Origin of the sequence: Niallia endozanthoxylica (assembly GCF_008710145.1) — a bacterium.
Classification (GTDB): domain Bacteria; phylum Bacillota; class Bacilli; order Bacillales; family Cytobacillaceae; genus Bacillus_BD; species Bacillus_BD endozanthoxylica.
In genome coordinates, this window is the sequence record NZ_VYKL01000013.1 from 126,187 (window position 1) to 142,656 (window position 16,470).

Here is a 16,470-nt window from a genome sequence, read left to right on the forward strand (position 1 = left end):
ATATGGAAAAGTTATTAGAAGTAAAAAATTTAAACGTCTCATTCCAAACCTATGGGGGAGATGTAAAGGCTGTTCGCGGTGTTACCTTTGATTTGTATAAAGGGGAAACATTAGCCATTGTAGGTGAATCTGGTTCGGGAAAAAGCGTAACAGCACAAACTTTAATGCAATTAATTCCAAAGCCGCCAGGGAAAATTACGGGTGGACAAATCTTGTTAGAAGGCCAGGACATAGTATCGAAATCAGAGAAAGAAATGGAAAGTATTCGTGGGAAAGAAATCAGCATGATTTTCCAGGATCCAATGACTTCGTTAAACCCAACGATGAAAATTGGGAAGCAAATCATGGAAGTGTTAATCAAGCATCAAAATATGGATAAAAATTCCTCCAAGGCTAGAGCCATTGAACTTTTAAAGCTGGTTGGCATTCCGATGCCGGAAAAACGTGTGAATCAATACCCGCATGAATTTTCTGGAGGGATGAGACAAAGAGCGATGATTGCCATTGCTCTGGCAGCAAATCCGAAGCTACTAATTGCAGATGAACCTACAACAGCTCTGGATGTTACCATTCAAGCGCAAATTCTAGAGCTGATGAAGGATCTGCAGGATAAAATGAATACATCCATTATTTTTATCACTCATGACTTAGGGGTAGTGGCAAATGTTGCTGATCGCGTCGCTGTTATGTACGCTGGTCAAATTATTGAATCTGGAACAGTTGATGAGATTTTTTATGATCCAAGACATCCCTATACCTGGGGATTATTAGCTTCGATGCCAAGTCTTGAAAATGATGAGGAGGAAGAACTTACAGCAATCCCAGGAACTCCTCCTGATTTAACTAATCCTCCAAAGGGAGATGCGTTTGCTGCTAGAAACCAATATGCTCTTGCGATTGATTTCGAAGAAGAACCGCCTTTATATCAGGTATCTAATACACATTTTGTAAAATCCTGGCTTCTTCATCCAGAGGCGCCAAAGGTAGATCCGCCGGCCTCAGTAAAACGGCGCATTCGAAAATTATCCTCCACATTTGAACAACCAATTTTAGTTGAGGGGGGGAAATAAGGTGGCAGAGAAATTACTGGAAATAAAGCACTTGAAACAATATTTTAATGTTGGAAGACCCAATATGGTTAAAGCGGTTGATGATGTTACCTTTGATATCTATAAAGGGGAAACACTGGGGCTCGTGGGGGAATCAGGCTGCGGTAAATCAACAACAGGCCGTTCGATTATTCGTTTATATGATGCAACGGGTGGGCAGGTATTATTTAATGGAGAAAATGTTCATGGGGAAAAATCAAAAGCAGAATTGAAAAAATTTAATCGTAAAATGCAAATGATTTTCCAAGACCCTTACGCATCCTTAAATCCGCGTATGACGGTAGCTGATATTATTGCAGAGGGTATTGATATTCATGGTTTGGCAAATAACAAACAGGAACGGATGGAACGAGTATATGAGCTGCTTGAAACAGTCGGTCTTAACAAAGAGCATGCAAGCCGTTATCCACATGAATTCTCCGGCGGACAAAGACAACGGATTGGTATCGCCAGGGCTCTTGCGGTAAAGCCGGATTTTATTATTGCTGATGAGCCTATTTCAGCGTTGGATGTATCCATTCAGGCTCAGGTTGTAAACTTATTGAAGAAGCTGCAGCGCGAAAATGGATTAACGTATCTTTTCATCGCTCATGATTTATCAATGGTAAAATATATTAGTGACCGTATTGGTGTAATGTATTTTGGTAAGCTAGTTGAGCTTGCAAGCGCAGAGGATTTATATAGGAACCCAATGCATCCATATACAAAATCATTATTGTCAGCTATTCCTATACCGGATCCAGATACGGAAAGAACGCGTAAGCGGATAGCATATGATCCGGCGGTTCATCAGTATCCAGCAAATGAGAAACTAGAAATGCGAGAAGTTGGACCGAAGCATTATGTCTATTGTTCAGAGAAAGAATATGATGAATGGAAAAAAGAGTATAAATAAGAAAAACGATCTCATAGCGAGATCGTTTTTCTTATTTATTACTTCCTCCAACATTTTTCCATCCTGTTTGAATGCGGGCCGATTGATTAACGAATTGAGATTTTTTATTTCTGCCAAAAAGTTTATTTCCAATACCATCTGTGATAATTCCGTTAATAGCAGTTATTCCAATAACTAATAATGCAATTAATAGAAAATCTACAAAATATGCAATCATAATAAACCTCCAATGAATGGGTTTTGAAATATAAAAAATATTTAGGGATTGTCCTTTCTAATATTGTATTATAAAATCTTATGTTTTTGAATTGAAATCTTTTAAATAGTTAAAAAATAAAGTTAAAAAGTTTTATGTGAAGAATTATCTTTTTATAAAATTATATTATTATAATATTTATCTGTTTATTTTCAAATGAATATCAGCATGTTTTCAGTATTAAGACTATAATTGAGAAAATAACTACTATTTTTTAGTGGAATGAAAAGTGCTGTATGAATAATGGATAGTAAGTTATTTAAGTTGATTTCAGCTAAAATAAACAAAAACTTTTTGAAAAAAAATGAAACTTTTTCCTTTCTAAAACGTTAAATATAGTAGACTCGTGGCAGTGAAATGAAATGTTGAATAATTCAATTAATTTAAATTCTTTTTTCAAAAAAAGGATACCAAAACACTCTGTAATAGTGTATAATAAATGATATAAATTACTTATTTAAACTAATTTTAATTTAAGAATTTAAGAATTTAAAAATAACGACAAAATATTTATACGATATATAGAGTATGTCTAATGATAAGGGAGTGGATTGAAAATGGTTACGTTATATACTTCACCAAGTTGTACTTCATGCAGGAAAGCCAAAGCATGGTTAGAAGAACACGAAATTCCTTATAAAGAAAGAAATATTTTTTCAGAGCCACTAACTATCAATGAGATTAAAGAAATTCTTCGAATGACGGAAGATGGGACTGATGAAATTATTTCAACTCGTTCGAAGTCATTTCAAAAGTTAGATGTGAATCTTGAAACAATGCCGCTGCATGATTTATTTCAATTGATAAAAGATAATCCTGGTTTACTAAGAAGACCAATTATTATTGATGAAAAAAGGTTGCAGGTTGGATATAATGAAGATGAAATTAGAAGATTTCTACCGCGTAAAGTCCGTACTTTCCAGCTCCTTGAAGCGCAACGACTAGTTAACTAAAGAAAGCTGGCTCTCATTTAGTGAGCCAGTTTTTTTAATCTCTAGATGTAATTTAGTCATCAATATTATACTCTAGAATACAGAGTATAATGAAAAGGAGTCGAATCAACGTGCAGGTTAAAGTGTTTGCAAATCTTCGTCAGATATGCGGTGGTGTAACAGTAGAAGTGCATCCTGATGGTGACAGAGTAATTGATGTATTAGAGAAAATGATTTTAATGTTTCCTCCATTAGAAGAAGAGATTTTTACAGAAGAGAGAAAATTAAAACCATTTGTACATGTATATATAAATGGCAGAAATATTATTCATGAGGATGACTTACAAACGAAAGTAACCGAGACTGATCAGTTTGCACTTTTTCCACCGGTGGCAGGTGGGTAAGATGCATATAAAAGAGCTGGAATTTCGCGGGATTTCCTTACGCCATCTTGGTATGTATTTAGAAGAATTAGGCGGGGAAAAGAGCAATCATTCTTTTCCTGTTTGCTATAACGGAGGAAATTGGAAGGCTGAAATATTAAGTGAAGAAGAAATTGCCTTTACAGCTGTATTTAAGGTAAATGCAGTGCATATCCGTTTTCAAGCCGAGAATAATGAAATTCTCGAGGAGCTAATTATTAAATTTCGAAAAAAGACATTTAGAGCTGGCGGTTAGGAATTATAGTGTCAAATAAAGAAGAAAAAGGCTTCTGCTGATCAGCAGAAGCCTTTTCTATTATACCGATTGAATGGGTTCAATCCCTAATTCACGCAGTTTTTCCTCTGTTACGACACCGTCTTTCCAGCCGCGTACTTCATAGTATTCTTTTAGCATGATATCCATACGGCTGACAAGTCCGTGACTGTTACCCGTTGCAGGTTCTTCGGTAAAACGCTTAGGAAGGAAATCATCCTCAGGTTTGTCAAAGCCGGCTAGGTTATTATAATAGCGCTCTAAATTGTAAATGCGTTCTCCTGCCTTCATGACATCATCCGCAGTCATTGGGATGCCCGTCATACCACTGTATTGTTCAGCGTAATGCTCAGCATTTTCAGAGAAAGAAGAGAATTTACAAATATCCATTGAGTCACCAAAAGCATGTAAATCTTGGAATGCTTTTAATAATTCACCTTTTCCTTCTGGTATTAGACGGTCTGTAGGTTCTGGAATACCGGCAATTTCACTGGCAATGGTGTAACCCCGTAAGTGGCATGCACCACGGTTGCTTGTTGCATAACCAAGACCAATACCTTGAATACCACGCGGGTCATAAGCAGGAATAGATTGCCCTTTAACGGACATTGAAATTTCAGGAGCGTTCCACTGGGCAGCTGCACGTGCAGGTCCTTCTGCAAGAACATCTCCAATTCCTTTGCGGAAGACAATATCATTTGTTAGACGAATCATACCGTCCGCATCTCCCCACTCAAGCTTCTCGTTAATAAGCTCTTTTTCAGAAGCCTCCATAGTAACAGAAAAGGCATGTCCGAGTTCAATCGTATCTAAACCATATTCATTACATAAATCAATCATATAGGAAATAGCTTTCGCATCGCTTACTAAACAGTTTGAACCAAGGGCAAACGCAGATTCAAATTCAACGCTTTCCACTCTTGTTTTGTATGGTCCCTCTTTCACTTCTACTTCAATTTTACAGGCAACTGGGCAGGCGTGACAGGCATTGTTCGCTACAAGAAGATGCTCATTTACATACTCTCCACTAATCTTTTCAGCGTGTTCCCATTGTGTAATTTGAGAGTTTTTGGTAGGAAGGGCACCTACTTCATTAATTAGGTTCATTAATACGTTTGTTCCGTAAACAGATAAACCGCCCTTATTGGGAGCTGTTAAACCACCATCAAGGATCGCTTTAACTGCTTTTTTATTTGCGTTTTTATATTCATCAGCATTTTTAGGCTGAGGCATATTTCCTTTTTGTTCTGCTTTAATGACAATTGCCTTTAAGTTCTTGTATCCGGCAACAGCTCCTGTACCGCCTCGTCCCGCAGAGCGGTCGTGTTCATTCATAAATCCGGCATAGCGTACAAGATTTTCTCCCGCCTGACCGATTGTCATAACAGATAAGTCTTTTTCTCCATACTTTTCTTTCATTGCACTAATAGTTGCTCTTGTACTTAAACCCCAAACATCGGAAGCGTCACGAAGCTGGGCTTCACCATTTTCAATATAAAGATAAACAGGATGGTCGCTTTTGCCTTTGAAAATAATATTATCTACGCCAGCCCATTTCAGACGCGCTGCAGTCCAGCCGCCCATATGTGAATCTGTTACAGTTCCAGTTAAAGGTGATTTAGTCACAACGCAAAGGCGTCCACTCATCGATGAGCGTGAACCGGTTACAGGACCTGTCATAATACATAAAATATTATCTTCAGATAATGGTTCAACTTGCGGGCCATTATCAAGTACATATTTTACACCAAGGCCTCGTCCACCGATGTATTTTTTAGCATCCACTTCATTGATAGGTCTATACTCCACTGAACCTGCTGATAAATCTACTAAAACTTCTTTATTTGTAAAACCGCCAAGATTCATTGTTCGTTCACCTCTCCTATTATTGTTTAAAATTAATAAATTACTTGTTAATTTATCTATTATTATATAAAAATTATTATAACTCGACTACTGTTTTTAATTTTTTGCTGAAATTTTTATCTATAACTTTAATGATATAAGCTAAAATATATTAAAGAAAGAAGGGATTATGATGGGTGATAATTGGCAGCGTTATTCTCGGCAAATTCTTTTCCAGCCAATTGGATTAGAAGGACAAAAAAAATTATCAAATAGTAAAGCTGTGATAGTGGGGATGGGTGCATTAGGTACGGTGATAGCCAGTCATCTGGTTCGTTCAGGTGTTGGGTGTGTAAGAATTATTGACCGTGACCTTGTAGAATTATCGAATTTACAACGACAGACTCTTTATGATGAAGAGGATGCAGCAAATAGTCTACCTAAAGTGGTTGCAGCTAAAAGAAAACTGAATAAGATTAACTTCTCTGTTGCGGTTGAAGCAATAATATCTGATGTCAATCTGGATAATGCTGAAGATTTATTAACAGGCTTTGATATTATTCTCGATGGGACCGATAATTTTCAAACTCGATATTTAATAAATGATGTAGCGGTTAAGCATAATATTCCATGGGTTCACGGTGCTGCAGTTAGTTCAAGAGGGATGTTTTCTGTCATTATTCCTAGGAAGACACCATGCTACCGCTGTCTATTTCCAACTATACCGACAGGTTTAGGTGAAACTTGCGATACGGTTGGGGTTCTATCACCATTAACTGATATAATTGGTTCATTTCAAGCGATGGAGGCTATCAAGCTGTTAGTGGGCAGTAATCCTACCTCCAATTTAGAACAAATAGATATTTGGTATAATTCAAGTCTTCAGATGGATTTAACAAAAGGAAGAAGTCCTGAATGTCCAACGTGCGGTAATGGTCAGTATGATTTCTTGGACCGCTCTTCTAATCAGCAGATTGGCTATACGACATTATGCGGCCGAGATACAGTTCATATCAATCCGAAAAATAGACAGGAAATAAATATGAAGGAGCAGGCTGAACGATTAAAGAAAAGCGGTAAAGTGAATGGAAATCCTTATTTGATTCGATTTTCACCTGATAACGAAATAACGCTGATAGTTTTTAAAGATGGAAGAGTCTTGGTGCACGGAACAGATGATATTGTGAAAGCTAAGTCTTATTATGCAAAGTATATAGGTTCATAAATACAAGGGGATGGTGTTGTTAGAGGTGATAACGCTTTTCAAAACCTGTTAAATTTGATACAATGATGGGTAAGATATGTAGGCACATATTGGTTTTATAAAACTTGTTGCATTTTAATTCCCTTTATTGATTTTTTATCATAAAATATAAGTACAAGGTATAGAATAACCTTCATTATGAAGTTATTCGTATTTTTTTAGGGGAGTTTATTGAGCCAGCTCGATAAACAATCCGGACGCAAATTCAATGGGCGAATTTGATAAAGGGAATGATTGTTTTTCTATCTGTATGGGGGTATTTTGTCCCTTCAACCAATGCAGGAAGGGAGAGTTGCTATATGGACATTGAGCGTATTAATGATCACACCGTGAAGTTCTACATCTCTTATATTGACATTGAGGAAAGAGGGTTCGATCGAGAAGAAATCTGGTATAATCGAGATCGAAGTGAAGAACTTTTCTGGGAAATGATGGATGAAGTCCACCATGAAGAAGAATTTGTGGTTGAAGGGCCACTTTGGATTCAGGTTCAAGCGCTTGATAAGGGGTTAGAAATTTTAGTGACAAAAGCTCAGATTTCTAAAGATGGTAATAAATTTGAACTCCCAATATCTGATGAAAAGTTCAAGGATTTACCAATCGATGCAAGAATTGAAGATTTGCTTGATAATCACTTTAATCCTGTTCATGATGAAAGTCAGAGTGAGTTTGATGACCGTATGGATTTTCTTATTAGGTTTCAGGACTTTGAAGACCTCATTGCCCTTTCTAAACGAACTGATTTAGACGAATTAACAACAACACTTTTCTTCTATGAAGGAAGTTATTATCTATATACTGAATTCCAAGAGGATCAATTTGAAGAGGACCAAATTGATGATATATTAAGTATTCTTCTGGAGTATGGGCTTGAATCCGGTTTGACGATTCATCGGATTGAAGAATACGGAAAAGTTATCATGGAATCCAATGTATTTTTTCAAATCAGAAAGTATTTTGTGTGATATACCGATTTCCTTTACGGAATCGGTTTTTTTTTAGTAAGAGAAAAATTTTTCAACTTAGGTTGTTTTTCGGCGGAGGTTGGAATGAAAAATACGGTAAAAATTCTTCTTTTTTTCATTATAATAGCTGTTGTACTCTATTTTCTAAATACATACGTAGATATTATAAGCGGCTTATTTGGTTATGTAAGTATTCTGATAACGATATTGGGTACAGTCATTGGTTTTGTTATTTTTCTTGAAAATCGCCATCCGGCACAAACGTTAACTTGGCTCGTTGTTCTAGGAGGCTTTCCACTTCTTGGATTTATTTTTTATTTATTTTTTGGCCGCAACTATCGTAAGGAAAAAATGTTTCGAGAGAAATATTTTCTTGATCGACAGGCATTTTTACAGCATGAGGGGCAGGATCCAGTCAGTGAAGGAAAAATAAAACAAGCCGGGGCGCACCAAAAGAAGCTTTTTTATTTGGCGCAAAGATTGGGAAACAGTCCTATCTCATTTGGAACTGATACGAAGGTATTAACAAATGGTGATGAGACCTTCAGCCAGATAGTAGAAGAGCTCTCAAAAGCTGTACACCATATTCATTTGGAATACTATATTGTCAGAGATGATGAAATAGGGGAAAAGATTAAATCTATTTTGATTCAAAAAGCCCGTGAAGGGGTTAAGGTACGCTTTTTGTATGATGCGGTAGGGTCATGGAAGCTTTCTAAAAGATATATTCAAAATTTAATAAGTGAAGGGGTTGAAATGATTCCATTTGGTCCAGTCAAGCTGCCGTTTTTAAATAGTAAATTCAATTTCCGCAATCATAGAAAGATCATCGTCATTGATGGCAGCATTGGTTTTGTCGGGGGTTTGAATATCGGAGATGAATATTTGGGCCGGAATGAACATTTTGGTTTCTGGCGTGATACCCATCTAATGTTAAAAGGAGAGGGAGTAAGATCTCTTCAGCTAATCTTTCTCCAAGATTGGTATTATATGACAAACAGAAGTTTTTTAACCTCAGAATATTTATCACCTATTCTTGAAGAAAATAAACACGGCGGGGTTCAATTGATTGCCGGAGGACCAGATAATGAATGGAGTGCCATAAAGAATATCTTTTTTTCCATGATTACATCAGCTAAGGAATCCGTTTGGATAGCGTCGCCCTACTTTATTCCTGATGAGGATATTTTTTCTGCCATTAAAATTGCTGCGTTAAGCGGGATTGATGTTCGGATTTTAGTACCGAATAAACCGGATAAAAGGATTGTTTTTCATGCCTCACGATCTTATTTTCCTGATTTGCTCGATGCAGGTGTGAAAATATATGAATACGAGAAAGGCTTTATGCATAGTAAGTTTCTCATTGTTGATCACGAACTTGCTTCCATAGGGACATCAAATATGGATATGAGAAGCTTTCATTTGAATTTTGAAGTGAATGCCTTTTTATATCGAACAAAGAGTACGGAAAAGCTGGTTAGGGAATATATGAATGATCTTAAGAACGCTAGGGAAATTCATGCTGGGACGTTTAGAAAAAGACATCTTGGTTATCGCTTGCTTGAGTCTACATCTCGATTATTATCACCGCTATTATAGCGGCTCAAAAATCCATTCTAATTAGGATGGATTTTTCTTTTCTAAAGGCTTTGTTAAAGTATCATGTTGATAACCAGATTTTTGATTCATCCGTGTGAAAGGTTCATTTCACACGCCTTTCAGCATAGCTTAAATGAGTAAAAATCAGCAATATTATTTAACAAAGCCTTTCTAAAAAGAAGGAATATGCTTAGCTTTAGCGAAATCTTTTCCAGAAGGAAAGGAGTTGTGAAACAGTAGTTAAAAATGTATATAAATAGATACAAAAGTGAGCAAATATACTTAACATAATGGGTTTGATTCCTTCTTCCATTTATAATCCCGTTTTATCGTTTAGGCATCCATCCATCTAACCTTTCTATATAGGTCATTTTCTGATAACTATTCCATCTTCTCCCTTGTATTTTATAGTAAAATGGAACTGTAAAATAGGTAAACATAAAGGGGGGATGGTCATGAAAAAAGCCTATAGGACAGAAATTCTATTAAATGAAAAACAGCAACAAAAAGTCCATCAAACCATCGGTGTTTGTCGTTATGTTTACAATCTCTATCTTACTACTGCGCAAACACACTATAAAGACACAGGCAAGCACTTATCAGGCTATGATTTTTCCAAGTGGTTGAATCGTGTTCATACGAAACAAACGGATTTTTGAATTAAAGACGTATCCAGTAAAGCGGTGAAGAAGTCCATTATGAATGGAGATCAAGCCTTTAAAAACTTTTTCAAAGGAATCGCTCAGTTTCCGAAGTTTAAGAAAAAGAAACATCAAGAGGTGAAAGCCTATTTTCCCAAGAATAATCCGACCGATTTGTTAGTGGAGCGTCACCGAATTAAGATTCCTACACTTGGATGGGTTCAGCTAAAGGAATACGGCTACATTCCATCTAACGCAAAGGTTTCCAGTTGTACGGTGTCGCAAAAAGCCAATCGGTACTATATATCTGTTTTGTGCGAGGTGGAACAAAAACAAGAGGTTCAGCTCCCTGTTCATGACGGAATAGGGGTTGATTTAGGGGTGACAGATTTTGCTACCTGCAGTCATCATGAAACCTTTAAAAATATCAATCAAACACAGAAGGTCAAGAAACTGGAAAAGAGTCTTACACGTCAACAACGAAAACTGAGTAGAAGTTACGAACAAAATAAAAACCGAGAGCGAGGTGAATTCTGCGCTAAAAACAGGCAGAAGCAACTGATAAAAGTTCAAAAACTGCATGCTAGACTAGCCAATATTCGAAAAGAATATGTTCGATTGGTGGTCAATCAGCTGGTGAAAACCAAGCCGGCTTATATCACCATCGAAGATTTAAATGTGAAAGGCATGATGAAAAATCGACATGTATCCAAAGCAGTCGCCGGGCAGCGCTTCTACTATTTTAAAGAATGGCTCACTTCTAAATGTAAGCAGTACGGAATTGAGCTTAGACAAGTCGACCGATTCTATCCATCTTCTAAGCTTTGTTCTTGTTGTGGGCAGAAGAAAGTGAAGTTAAGTTTATCTGAACGAAAGTTTATATGTGATGCTTGTGATACGGAATTAGATCGAGATTTTAATGCCTATTTAAATCTGAAATATGCAACAGAATATACAGTATTAACCTAAATAATCTGTATATATGTAGGGTGGGCTACATCCGAATGAACGCCTGTGGAGTGTTATACCAACCGTAGTAGCGAGTTTTGGCAAGGCGGAACACGTAGAAGCAGGAAATAGTCTAGCGTAGATAGATGAGTACATTTGTCTATGTTTTTAGTAGCAGGAGATGGTTTTGTTAACTGCCATCCGTAAAGACGGGACACTTGTTCATTTGCTTCCAAGGCGTCCAAAAGAACTGCTGAAAAGAGAGAAAGGAAAGGGGGAATTTTTTTGTCCAGAATGTAAAGAAAAGGTAATCATGAAAATTGGAACGAAAAAAATGGAACATTTCGCTCATGAAAAAGGTTCAGTTTGTGCTGAAAGCTATGAAAGAGAGACAGATTATCATATAAATGGAAAACTTCAATTATATCAATGGCTCGAAAAGCAGCAATTTGCTCCACAATTGGAACCTTATTATTCATCCATCCGGCAAAGACCTGATATTGGAGTTTCTTGTTTTGACAAGAATTTCGCTATTGAATTCCAGTGCGCAGTAATTCCTTCAGAGCTTATGGGGAAAAGAACAAATCAGTATCGGTCCAAAGAAATTGTCCCCATTTGGATATTAGGAGGTAAAAATATTAAACGAAAAGGAAAAGGCAAGGTTTCTCTTTCGAGTTTTGATTATTTATTCCTCACAAAAAGTTCCTCAGGACTATGGTATCTTCCTGCATACTGTCCTTCATCAAATTTCTTTATCCTCTTATCCAATATTTCACCTGTTACGACCAAAAATGCTCTATGCGATCTATCCATTTTTTCACATCAATGTTTTCTGTTTCAACATCTGATTGCACCTGTCAAAAGAAATATCACATATAACAGCAGTGCTTGGAGGCATGAAATAGGAGCGCAAAAGTCAAACTTGCTTGTGCAAGGGTACTATTCTAGTCATTTTATAAAAGAGCTGTACCTTCGAGGGATGAATATTTCTCTTCTGCCTTCCATAATCGGCTTACCTGTACCAAATGCTCCTTTCATTGAAACGCCGCCGCTGATTTGGCAGGCATATTTGTTTATGGATCATATATATAAGAAAAAAGAGGGAATCATAACATTGGGAGAAGTATACCGCAGTTTTGTGCAACGTATCAATAAAGGGCAAATCAAATTACGTTCACTCCCTTTAGTTCCTGAGTGTACTCCTGCGAGACCATTATCAGAATATCTTCACTTATTAGTTAGACTGAAAGTGTTAGAAGGAGTGAATTTTAATACATTTAAAATTAGAAAAGAAGTGCAAATTCCTGAACATTATATAAAGCAGCAGGAGCAAGAGGATGACTTTTATCATCAGTTTGAACATGAACTTTTTAAATAGAACATATAGGGGGAAACTTTTTTAATTGGGAGGAAATTGCGGTAAACTAATAGAAGTTAGTAGTAATCTTTTTTATAAAGTTTTGCCAGTATGTCTTTAAATAACAAGTGAATGGAGGAGTACGATGGCGAATGAAGCAGCAGTAAATAAACTTCCTTCAAGAAGTGGAATTGCAGTTGAAGATACGTGGAGACTAGAAGATATTTTTGAAAGTGATGAAGTATGGGAACAGGAATTTCAAGAAGTAAAGTCACTTATTCCTGGTGCGAAAGAATTTCAAGGTAAACTTGGCGAAAGTGCAGATACACTTTACCGCGCCTTACAATATCAGGATCAATTGTTAGAGCGTCTTGGCAAGCTTTACACTTATTCTCATATGCGATTTGATCAGGATACGACAAACTCCTTTTATCAAGGTCTCGATGATCGGATGAAAAATCTGTATGCACAGGCTGCCAGCAGTCTTGCGTTTATTGTTCCTGAGTTACTATCAATAGAGGAAGACAGGCTGAACGGCTTTTTAGCTGAAAAAGAAGAATTGAAGCTTTATGAACACTCACTAGAGGAAATCAACAGGCAGAGACCGCATGTGCTGACAGCTGAGCAGGAGGCCTTACTTGCGGAAGCCTCTGAAGTGCTGGGTGCTTCAGGAAATACATTTAGTACATTAAATAATGCAGATCTTGAGTTTCCGTGTATTAAGGATGAAAAAGGAGAGGAAATCGAAGTAACACACGGCAGATTCAGCCGCTTTTTAGAGAGTGCAGATCAAAGAGTACGACATGATGCCTTTAAGGCGGTATATGATACGTATGGAAAATTCCGCAATACATTTGCGAGCACATTAAGCGGGAATGTAAAAAAGGATAATTTCTATGCCAGAGTGCGTAATTATTCATCCGCACGTCATGCCGCCCTTTCGGAAAATAATATTCCTGAAAGCGTATATGATAATCTAGTTAGTACGATTAATGAAAACCTGCCTTTATTACATCGCTATGTCAAGCTTCGTAAGAAAGTGTTGGGCCTTAATGAGTTACATATGTATGATTTATATACTCCGCTTGTGAAGGATGTAAAAATGGAGATTAGTTATGAGGAAGCAAAAGACCTTATTTTGAAGGGATTAGCGCCACTTGGCGAAGAGTATATTGGGGTCTTAAAGGAAGGCTTTGAAAACCGCTGGGTAGATGTTCATGAGAATAAAGGAAAACGAAGCGGCGCCTATTCTTCAGGGGCTTATGGTACAAATCCATATATATTAATGAACTGGCAGAATAATGTTAATAACCTTTTTACTCTTGCACATGAATTTGGTCACTCGGTACACAGCTATTATACGAGAAAAACTCAGGCCTATCCTTATGGCAATTATTCAATCTTCGTTGCAGAAGTTGCTTCAACCTGTAATGAAGCATTGTTAAATGATTATCTATTAAAAACGATAGATGATGAACAAAAACGAATCTATTTATTAAATCATTATTTAGAGGGCTTTAGGGGAACTGTATTCAGACAAACGATGTTTGCCGAGTTTGAGCATTTAATTCATCAGAAAGCACAAAACAATGAAGCATTAACAGCAGAAAGCTTAACGAAGGATTACTATGAATTAAATAAAAAGTATTATGGTGTTGAGGGAATGGTCATCGATGAAGAAATTGGATTAGAATGGTCCCGGATTCCACACTTCTACTATAATTATTATGTCTATCAATATTCAACCGGTTTTAGTGCAGCAACTGCTTTGAGTAAAGGAATTCTTACAGAAGGGGAACCAGCTGTAAAACGTTATATTGATTTCTTAAAAGCCGGAAGTTCTGATTATCCTATCGAAGTGTTGAAAAAAGCAGGTGTGGATATGACAAGTAAACAACCAGTTGAAGATGCATGTAAAGTCTTTGATGAAAAACTGTCAGAGTTGGAGCAGCTACTTTAATGAAAAAGAGTTGGCCTCTAGAGGCCAGCTCTTTTAGCAATCAAATTCCATTTTAAAAACCTTTAAATCTTTTTCTGTTATTAATGTAGTGCAGTAATAAAAAAAGAGAAAGAAACAATAGTGGTGAAGTAAAATAAATAGGCAGTAGTTCCATTAATCCTAGGACCTGTAAGAAGAAGGAAAAGATAATAAACAAGATAAGGAAGATGAAATAAATTTTCTTCAAAGCTTTATCCTCCTAAATAAGAATATAAATAAATGAAACATAGCTCATAGTTATATTAATATGTATGCTGAACATGCCAAAATAGGCTTGCTTTTTGACAATTATGTGAATCCTAACACAAACTCCTTGTCACCGGTTTTAGCAAATGATATATTATTGGTGTGAAGTTGATCACAAGCAAACATATACCCCTTTGTTTGACCGTGAAAAATTTCTCCCATCCCCTTTGTTCGTATTTAATTGAAAAAGACCTTGCGAGAGCAAGGTCTTTTTCGTTTTATAACATATAAAATTTTATTGTGATTCTGGCAGATATCTCCAAAATGTTCCGTATTTTGCAGGGACCTTTTCAACAAGCTGTTTTAATTGCAGTTTCTTAAGTTCCCGTTCGACTTCCTGTACGGTCTTATTATAAACCACTGAAATTTCCTTTGAAGCAACTAAATGAAAATGCTTAAGAAATACCTCTAACGGCGGTGGATTGGATTTTACTGGCTGCTCCTGTAACATTTCCTCAATGATTTGCACATAAACCTCATAAGGATAATTTCCTGTAATCTTAATTCCTTCTTCTTCAATATTTTCATTAAAAAATACAAGCGTTGGAATTTCTGAAACATCCATTTCAGACGTAATTTTTAAATCACATTGGAATGCTTTCGCGGCACTATTCGAATGAATATCTGAAATAAACTCTGGTACATCTAACCCCGCACTTTCTGCGCAAGATTGTAACACTTCAAGCGTGGAGATATTTTGCTTCTCAAGAAATAAAGTTTCCTGAAGCTTTCTCAGAAAACGAATTCCTGCTTTTCTGCCTTGAAGTTCAGCGGCTTTGATAGCAATCGATGCAAGATATGGAGCTGAGATAGGGTTCTCCAACCATAGACTTCCGTCACAGGACATTCCAAATCTGCTTCCTGTTTTATCCCATAGTTCTGCAATATTTTCATACTTTTGTTTCCTGCCTAGATTAAGCATGGCCAACCGTCCACTAACAACGTGTTTTATTTTAAAATATTGTCCATATTCAATTTGCAGTTTTTTCATGATTGGTTCAAGAGCCCAGCATTCCGGGCAAATCGGATCGATGAACCTATAGATTTCAATAGGCTTTTTCTCATTGCAGTGAAAGGGATGGGAAGCAGTGTTAAATTCAAATGCTTCTTCGTTTGTCACGTTCTCTCACCTTTCATGTCTTGGTTTTCATCAGTGTTTATCATATGTTGAGCAGTTTGGACTAGCCTTGCAAAGAAGAAATCACGAAAAGAACCTGTAAGTTCAACCTCATCCATTGCTTTATCCATACAGGAAAGCCAAGCCTTGGCTCTTGTCTCTGTTATTTCAAATGGCATATGCCGTGCTCGAAGCATTGGATGTCCATGCTCCGAAGTATATAAAGGCGGTCCGCCCAAAAATTGTGTCATAAATTGCTTTTGTTTTCGGACAGTCTCTGTTAAATCGTCTGGGAAAATGGGTGCGAGATTAGGATGGTTTGCAACACGACGATAAAAAGCATCAATTAACCGGTACAGATTTTCTTCCCCAATCATATCGAATGGTGTAGGTGCGTTTTCGACCATATATAAATCCCCTTTGCCATGTAGTTTAAGCATCCTTGATAATAAAAGATATATTGGGCTGATATATAACAATAAATAAATATACTTCTATTTTAACAAGCTGACTTTTATATCTCAATTAAATAGCCTTAATGTAGATAAATTATAGGGATTTATGGGAATAAAATAAAAAAAACGCATATTTTAGTTAAAAT

At 36.6% G+C, this 16,470-nt stretch carries 14 protein-coding genes and 1 pseudogene; 11 read left to right on the forward strand and 4 right to left on the reverse strand.

Going from position 1 to position 16,470, the window contains the following annotated elements; genetic code table 11:
• The first annotated feature begins 2 nt into the window (after positions 1-2).
• Together F4V44_RS06035 and F4V44_RS06040 are read left to right on the forward strand one after the other, a co-directional pair.
• Positions 3-1,070 carry an ABC transporter ATP-binding protein gene (locus tag F4V44_RS06035; RefSeq protein WP_150439096.1) on the forward strand — a complete coding sequence of 356 codons (1,068 nt, stop codon included), beginning with the start codon at positions 3-5 and terminating at the stop codon, positions 1,068-1,070.
• A gap of 1 nt (position 1,071) precedes the next feature.
• Positions 1,072-2,004 carry an ABC transporter ATP-binding protein gene (locus tag F4V44_RS06040; protein WP_150439097.1) on the forward strand — a complete coding sequence of 311 codons (933 nt, stop codon included), beginning with the start codon at positions 1,072-1,074 and terminating at the stop codon, positions 2,002-2,004.
• 31 nt (positions 2,005-2,035) lie between these two features.
• Here the strand turns inward: F4V44_RS06040 and F4V44_RS06045 are convergent, their stop codons facing one another.
• Positions 2,036-2,221, reverse strand: coding sequence for a hypothetical protein (locus tag F4V44_RS06045; RefSeq protein WP_150439098.1), 186 nt, complete (start codon positions 2,219-2,221; stop codon positions 2,036-2,038).
• Positions 2,222-2,817: 596 nt separating this feature from the next.
• Between F4V44_RS06045 and spxA the strand changes: the two genes are divergently transcribed.
• From spxA to F4V44_RS06060, 3 genes are all read left to right on the forward strand, one after another.
• Positions 2,818-3,213, forward strand: a complete 396-nt coding sequence (gene spxA, locus F4V44_RS06050) for a transcriptional regulator SpxA (protein WP_150439099.1) — start codon at positions 2,818-2,820, stop codon at positions 3,211-3,213.
• Between the two features lie 110 nt (positions 3,214-3,323).
• Positions 3,324-3,596, forward strand: coding sequence for a ubiquitin-like small modifier protein 1 (locus tag F4V44_RS06055; protein WP_150439100.1), 273 nt, complete (start codon positions 3,324-3,326; stop codon positions 3,594-3,596).
• A gap of 1 nt (position 3,597) precedes the next feature.
• Positions 3,598-3,870, forward strand: coding sequence for a hypothetical protein (locus tag F4V44_RS06060; protein ID WP_150439101.1), 273 nt, complete (start codon positions 3,598-3,600; stop codon positions 3,868-3,870).
• Positions 3,871-3,930: 60 nt separating this feature from the next.
• Here the strand turns inward: F4V44_RS06060 and F4V44_RS06065 are convergent, their stop codons facing one another.
• Positions 3,931-5,754, reverse strand: a complete 1,824-nt coding sequence (locus tag F4V44_RS06065) for an aldehyde ferredoxin oxidoreductase family protein (RefSeq protein WP_150439102.1) — start codon at positions 5,752-5,754, stop codon at positions 3,931-3,933.
• Between the two features lie 169 nt (positions 5,755-5,923).
• Between F4V44_RS06065 and F4V44_RS06070 the strand changes: the two genes are divergently transcribed.
• The 6 genes and pseudogenes from F4V44_RS06070 (at position 5,924) to pepF (ending at position 14,467) form a co-directional block, all read left to right on the forward strand.
• The gene (locus F4V44_RS06070) at positions 5,924-6,958 is read left to right on the forward strand and encodes a ThiF family adenylyltransferase (protein WP_396897478.1); all 1,035 of its coding nucleotides are present in this window, start codon (positions 5,924-5,926) and stop codon (positions 6,956-6,958) included.
• Positions 6,959-7,296: 338 nt separating this feature from the next.
• Positions 7,297-7,962 carry an adaptor protein MecA gene (mecA, locus tag F4V44_RS06075; protein ID WP_150439103.1) on the forward strand — a complete coding sequence of 222 codons (666 nt, stop codon included), beginning with the start codon at positions 7,297-7,299 and terminating at the stop codon, positions 7,960-7,962.
• A gap of 84 nt (positions 7,963-8,046) precedes the next feature.
• The gene (cls, locus tag F4V44_RS06080; protein ID WP_150439104.1) at positions 8,047-9,561 is read left to right on the forward strand and encodes a cardiolipin synthase; all 1,515 of its coding nucleotides are present in this window, start codon (positions 8,047-8,049) and stop codon (positions 9,559-9,561) included.
• Between the two features lie 455 nt (positions 9,562-10,016).
• Positions 10,017-11,171 (forward strand): annotated as a pseudogene (locus F4V44_RS06085) (RNA-guided endonuclease InsQ/TnpB family protein).
• 166 nt (positions 11,172-11,337) lie between these two features.
• A complete protein-coding gene (locus F4V44_RS06090) occupies positions 11,338-12,528 on the forward strand; it encodes a competence protein CoiA (protein WP_191090586.1) in 1,191 nt (396 codons plus the stop codon).
• 124 nt (positions 12,529-12,652) lie between these two features.
• Positions 12,653-14,467 carry an oligoendopeptidase F gene (gene pepF / locus F4V44_RS06095; RefSeq protein WP_150439106.1) on the forward strand — a complete coding sequence of 605 codons (1,815 nt, stop codon included), beginning with the start codon at positions 12,653-12,655 and terminating at the stop codon, positions 14,465-14,467.
• A 520-nt stretch (positions 14,468-14,987) separates the two neighbouring features.
• On the opposite strand, the gene F4V44_RS06100 is transcribed toward pepF, so the two are convergent.
• Together F4V44_RS06100 and F4V44_RS06105 are read right to left on the reverse strand one after the other, a co-directional pair.
• Positions 14,988-15,872 carry a ClpXP adapter SpxH family protein gene (locus tag F4V44_RS06100; protein ID WP_150439107.1) on the reverse strand — a complete coding sequence of 295 codons (885 nt, stop codon included), beginning with the start codon at positions 15,870-15,872 and terminating at the stop codon, positions 14,988-14,990.
• Complete coding sequence (locus F4V44_RS06105) at positions 15,869-16,276, reverse strand: globin domain-containing protein (RefSeq protein WP_150439108.1); 408 nt, start codon at positions 16,274-16,276, stop codon at positions 15,869-15,871. The genes F4V44_RS06100 and F4V44_RS06105 overlap by 4 nt, the downstream gene beginning before the upstream one ends.
• Positions 16,277-16,470: the final 194 nt, after the last annotated feature.

Excerpts from the sequence above, each read along its gene's own strand:
- F4V44_RS06035 (WP_150439096.1), top strand. The coding sequence starts at position 3 with ATGGAAAAGTTATTAGAAGTAAAAAATTTAAACGTCTCATTCCAAACC.
- F4V44_RS06045 (WP_150439098.1), bottom strand. The coding sequence starts at position 2,221 with ATGATTGCATATTTTGTAGATTTTCTATTAATTGCATTATTAGTTATT.
- spxA (WP_150439099.1), top strand. The coding sequence starts at position 2,818 with ATGGTTACGTTATATACTTCACCAAGTTGTACTTCATGCAGGAAAGCC.
- F4V44_RS06060 (WP_150439101.1), top strand. The coding sequence starts at position 3,598 with ATGCATATAAAAGAGCTGGAATTTCGCGGGATTTCCTTACGCCATCTT.
- F4V44_RS06065 (WP_150439102.1), bottom strand. The coding sequence starts at position 5,754 with ATGAATCTTGGCGGTTTTACAAATAAAGAAGTTTTAGTAGATTTATCA.
- F4V44_RS06070 (WP_396897478.1), top strand. The coding sequence starts at position 5,924 with ATGATGGGTGATAATTGGCAGCGTTATTCTCGGCAAATTCTTTTCCAG.
- mecA (WP_150439103.1), top strand. The coding sequence starts at position 7,297 with ATGGACATTGAGCGTATTAATGATCACACCGTGAAGTTCTACATCTCT.
- cls (WP_150439104.1), top strand. The coding sequence starts at position 8,047 with ATGAAAAATACGGTAAAAATTCTTCTTTTTTTCATTATAATAGCTGTT.
- pepF (WP_150439106.1), top strand. The coding sequence starts at position 12,653 with ATGGCGAATGAAGCAGCAGTAAATAAACTTCCTTCAAGAAGTGGAATT.
- F4V44_RS06105 (WP_150439108.1), bottom strand. The coding sequence starts at position 16,276 with ATGGTCGAAAACGCACCTACACCATTCGATATGATTGGGGAAGAAAAT.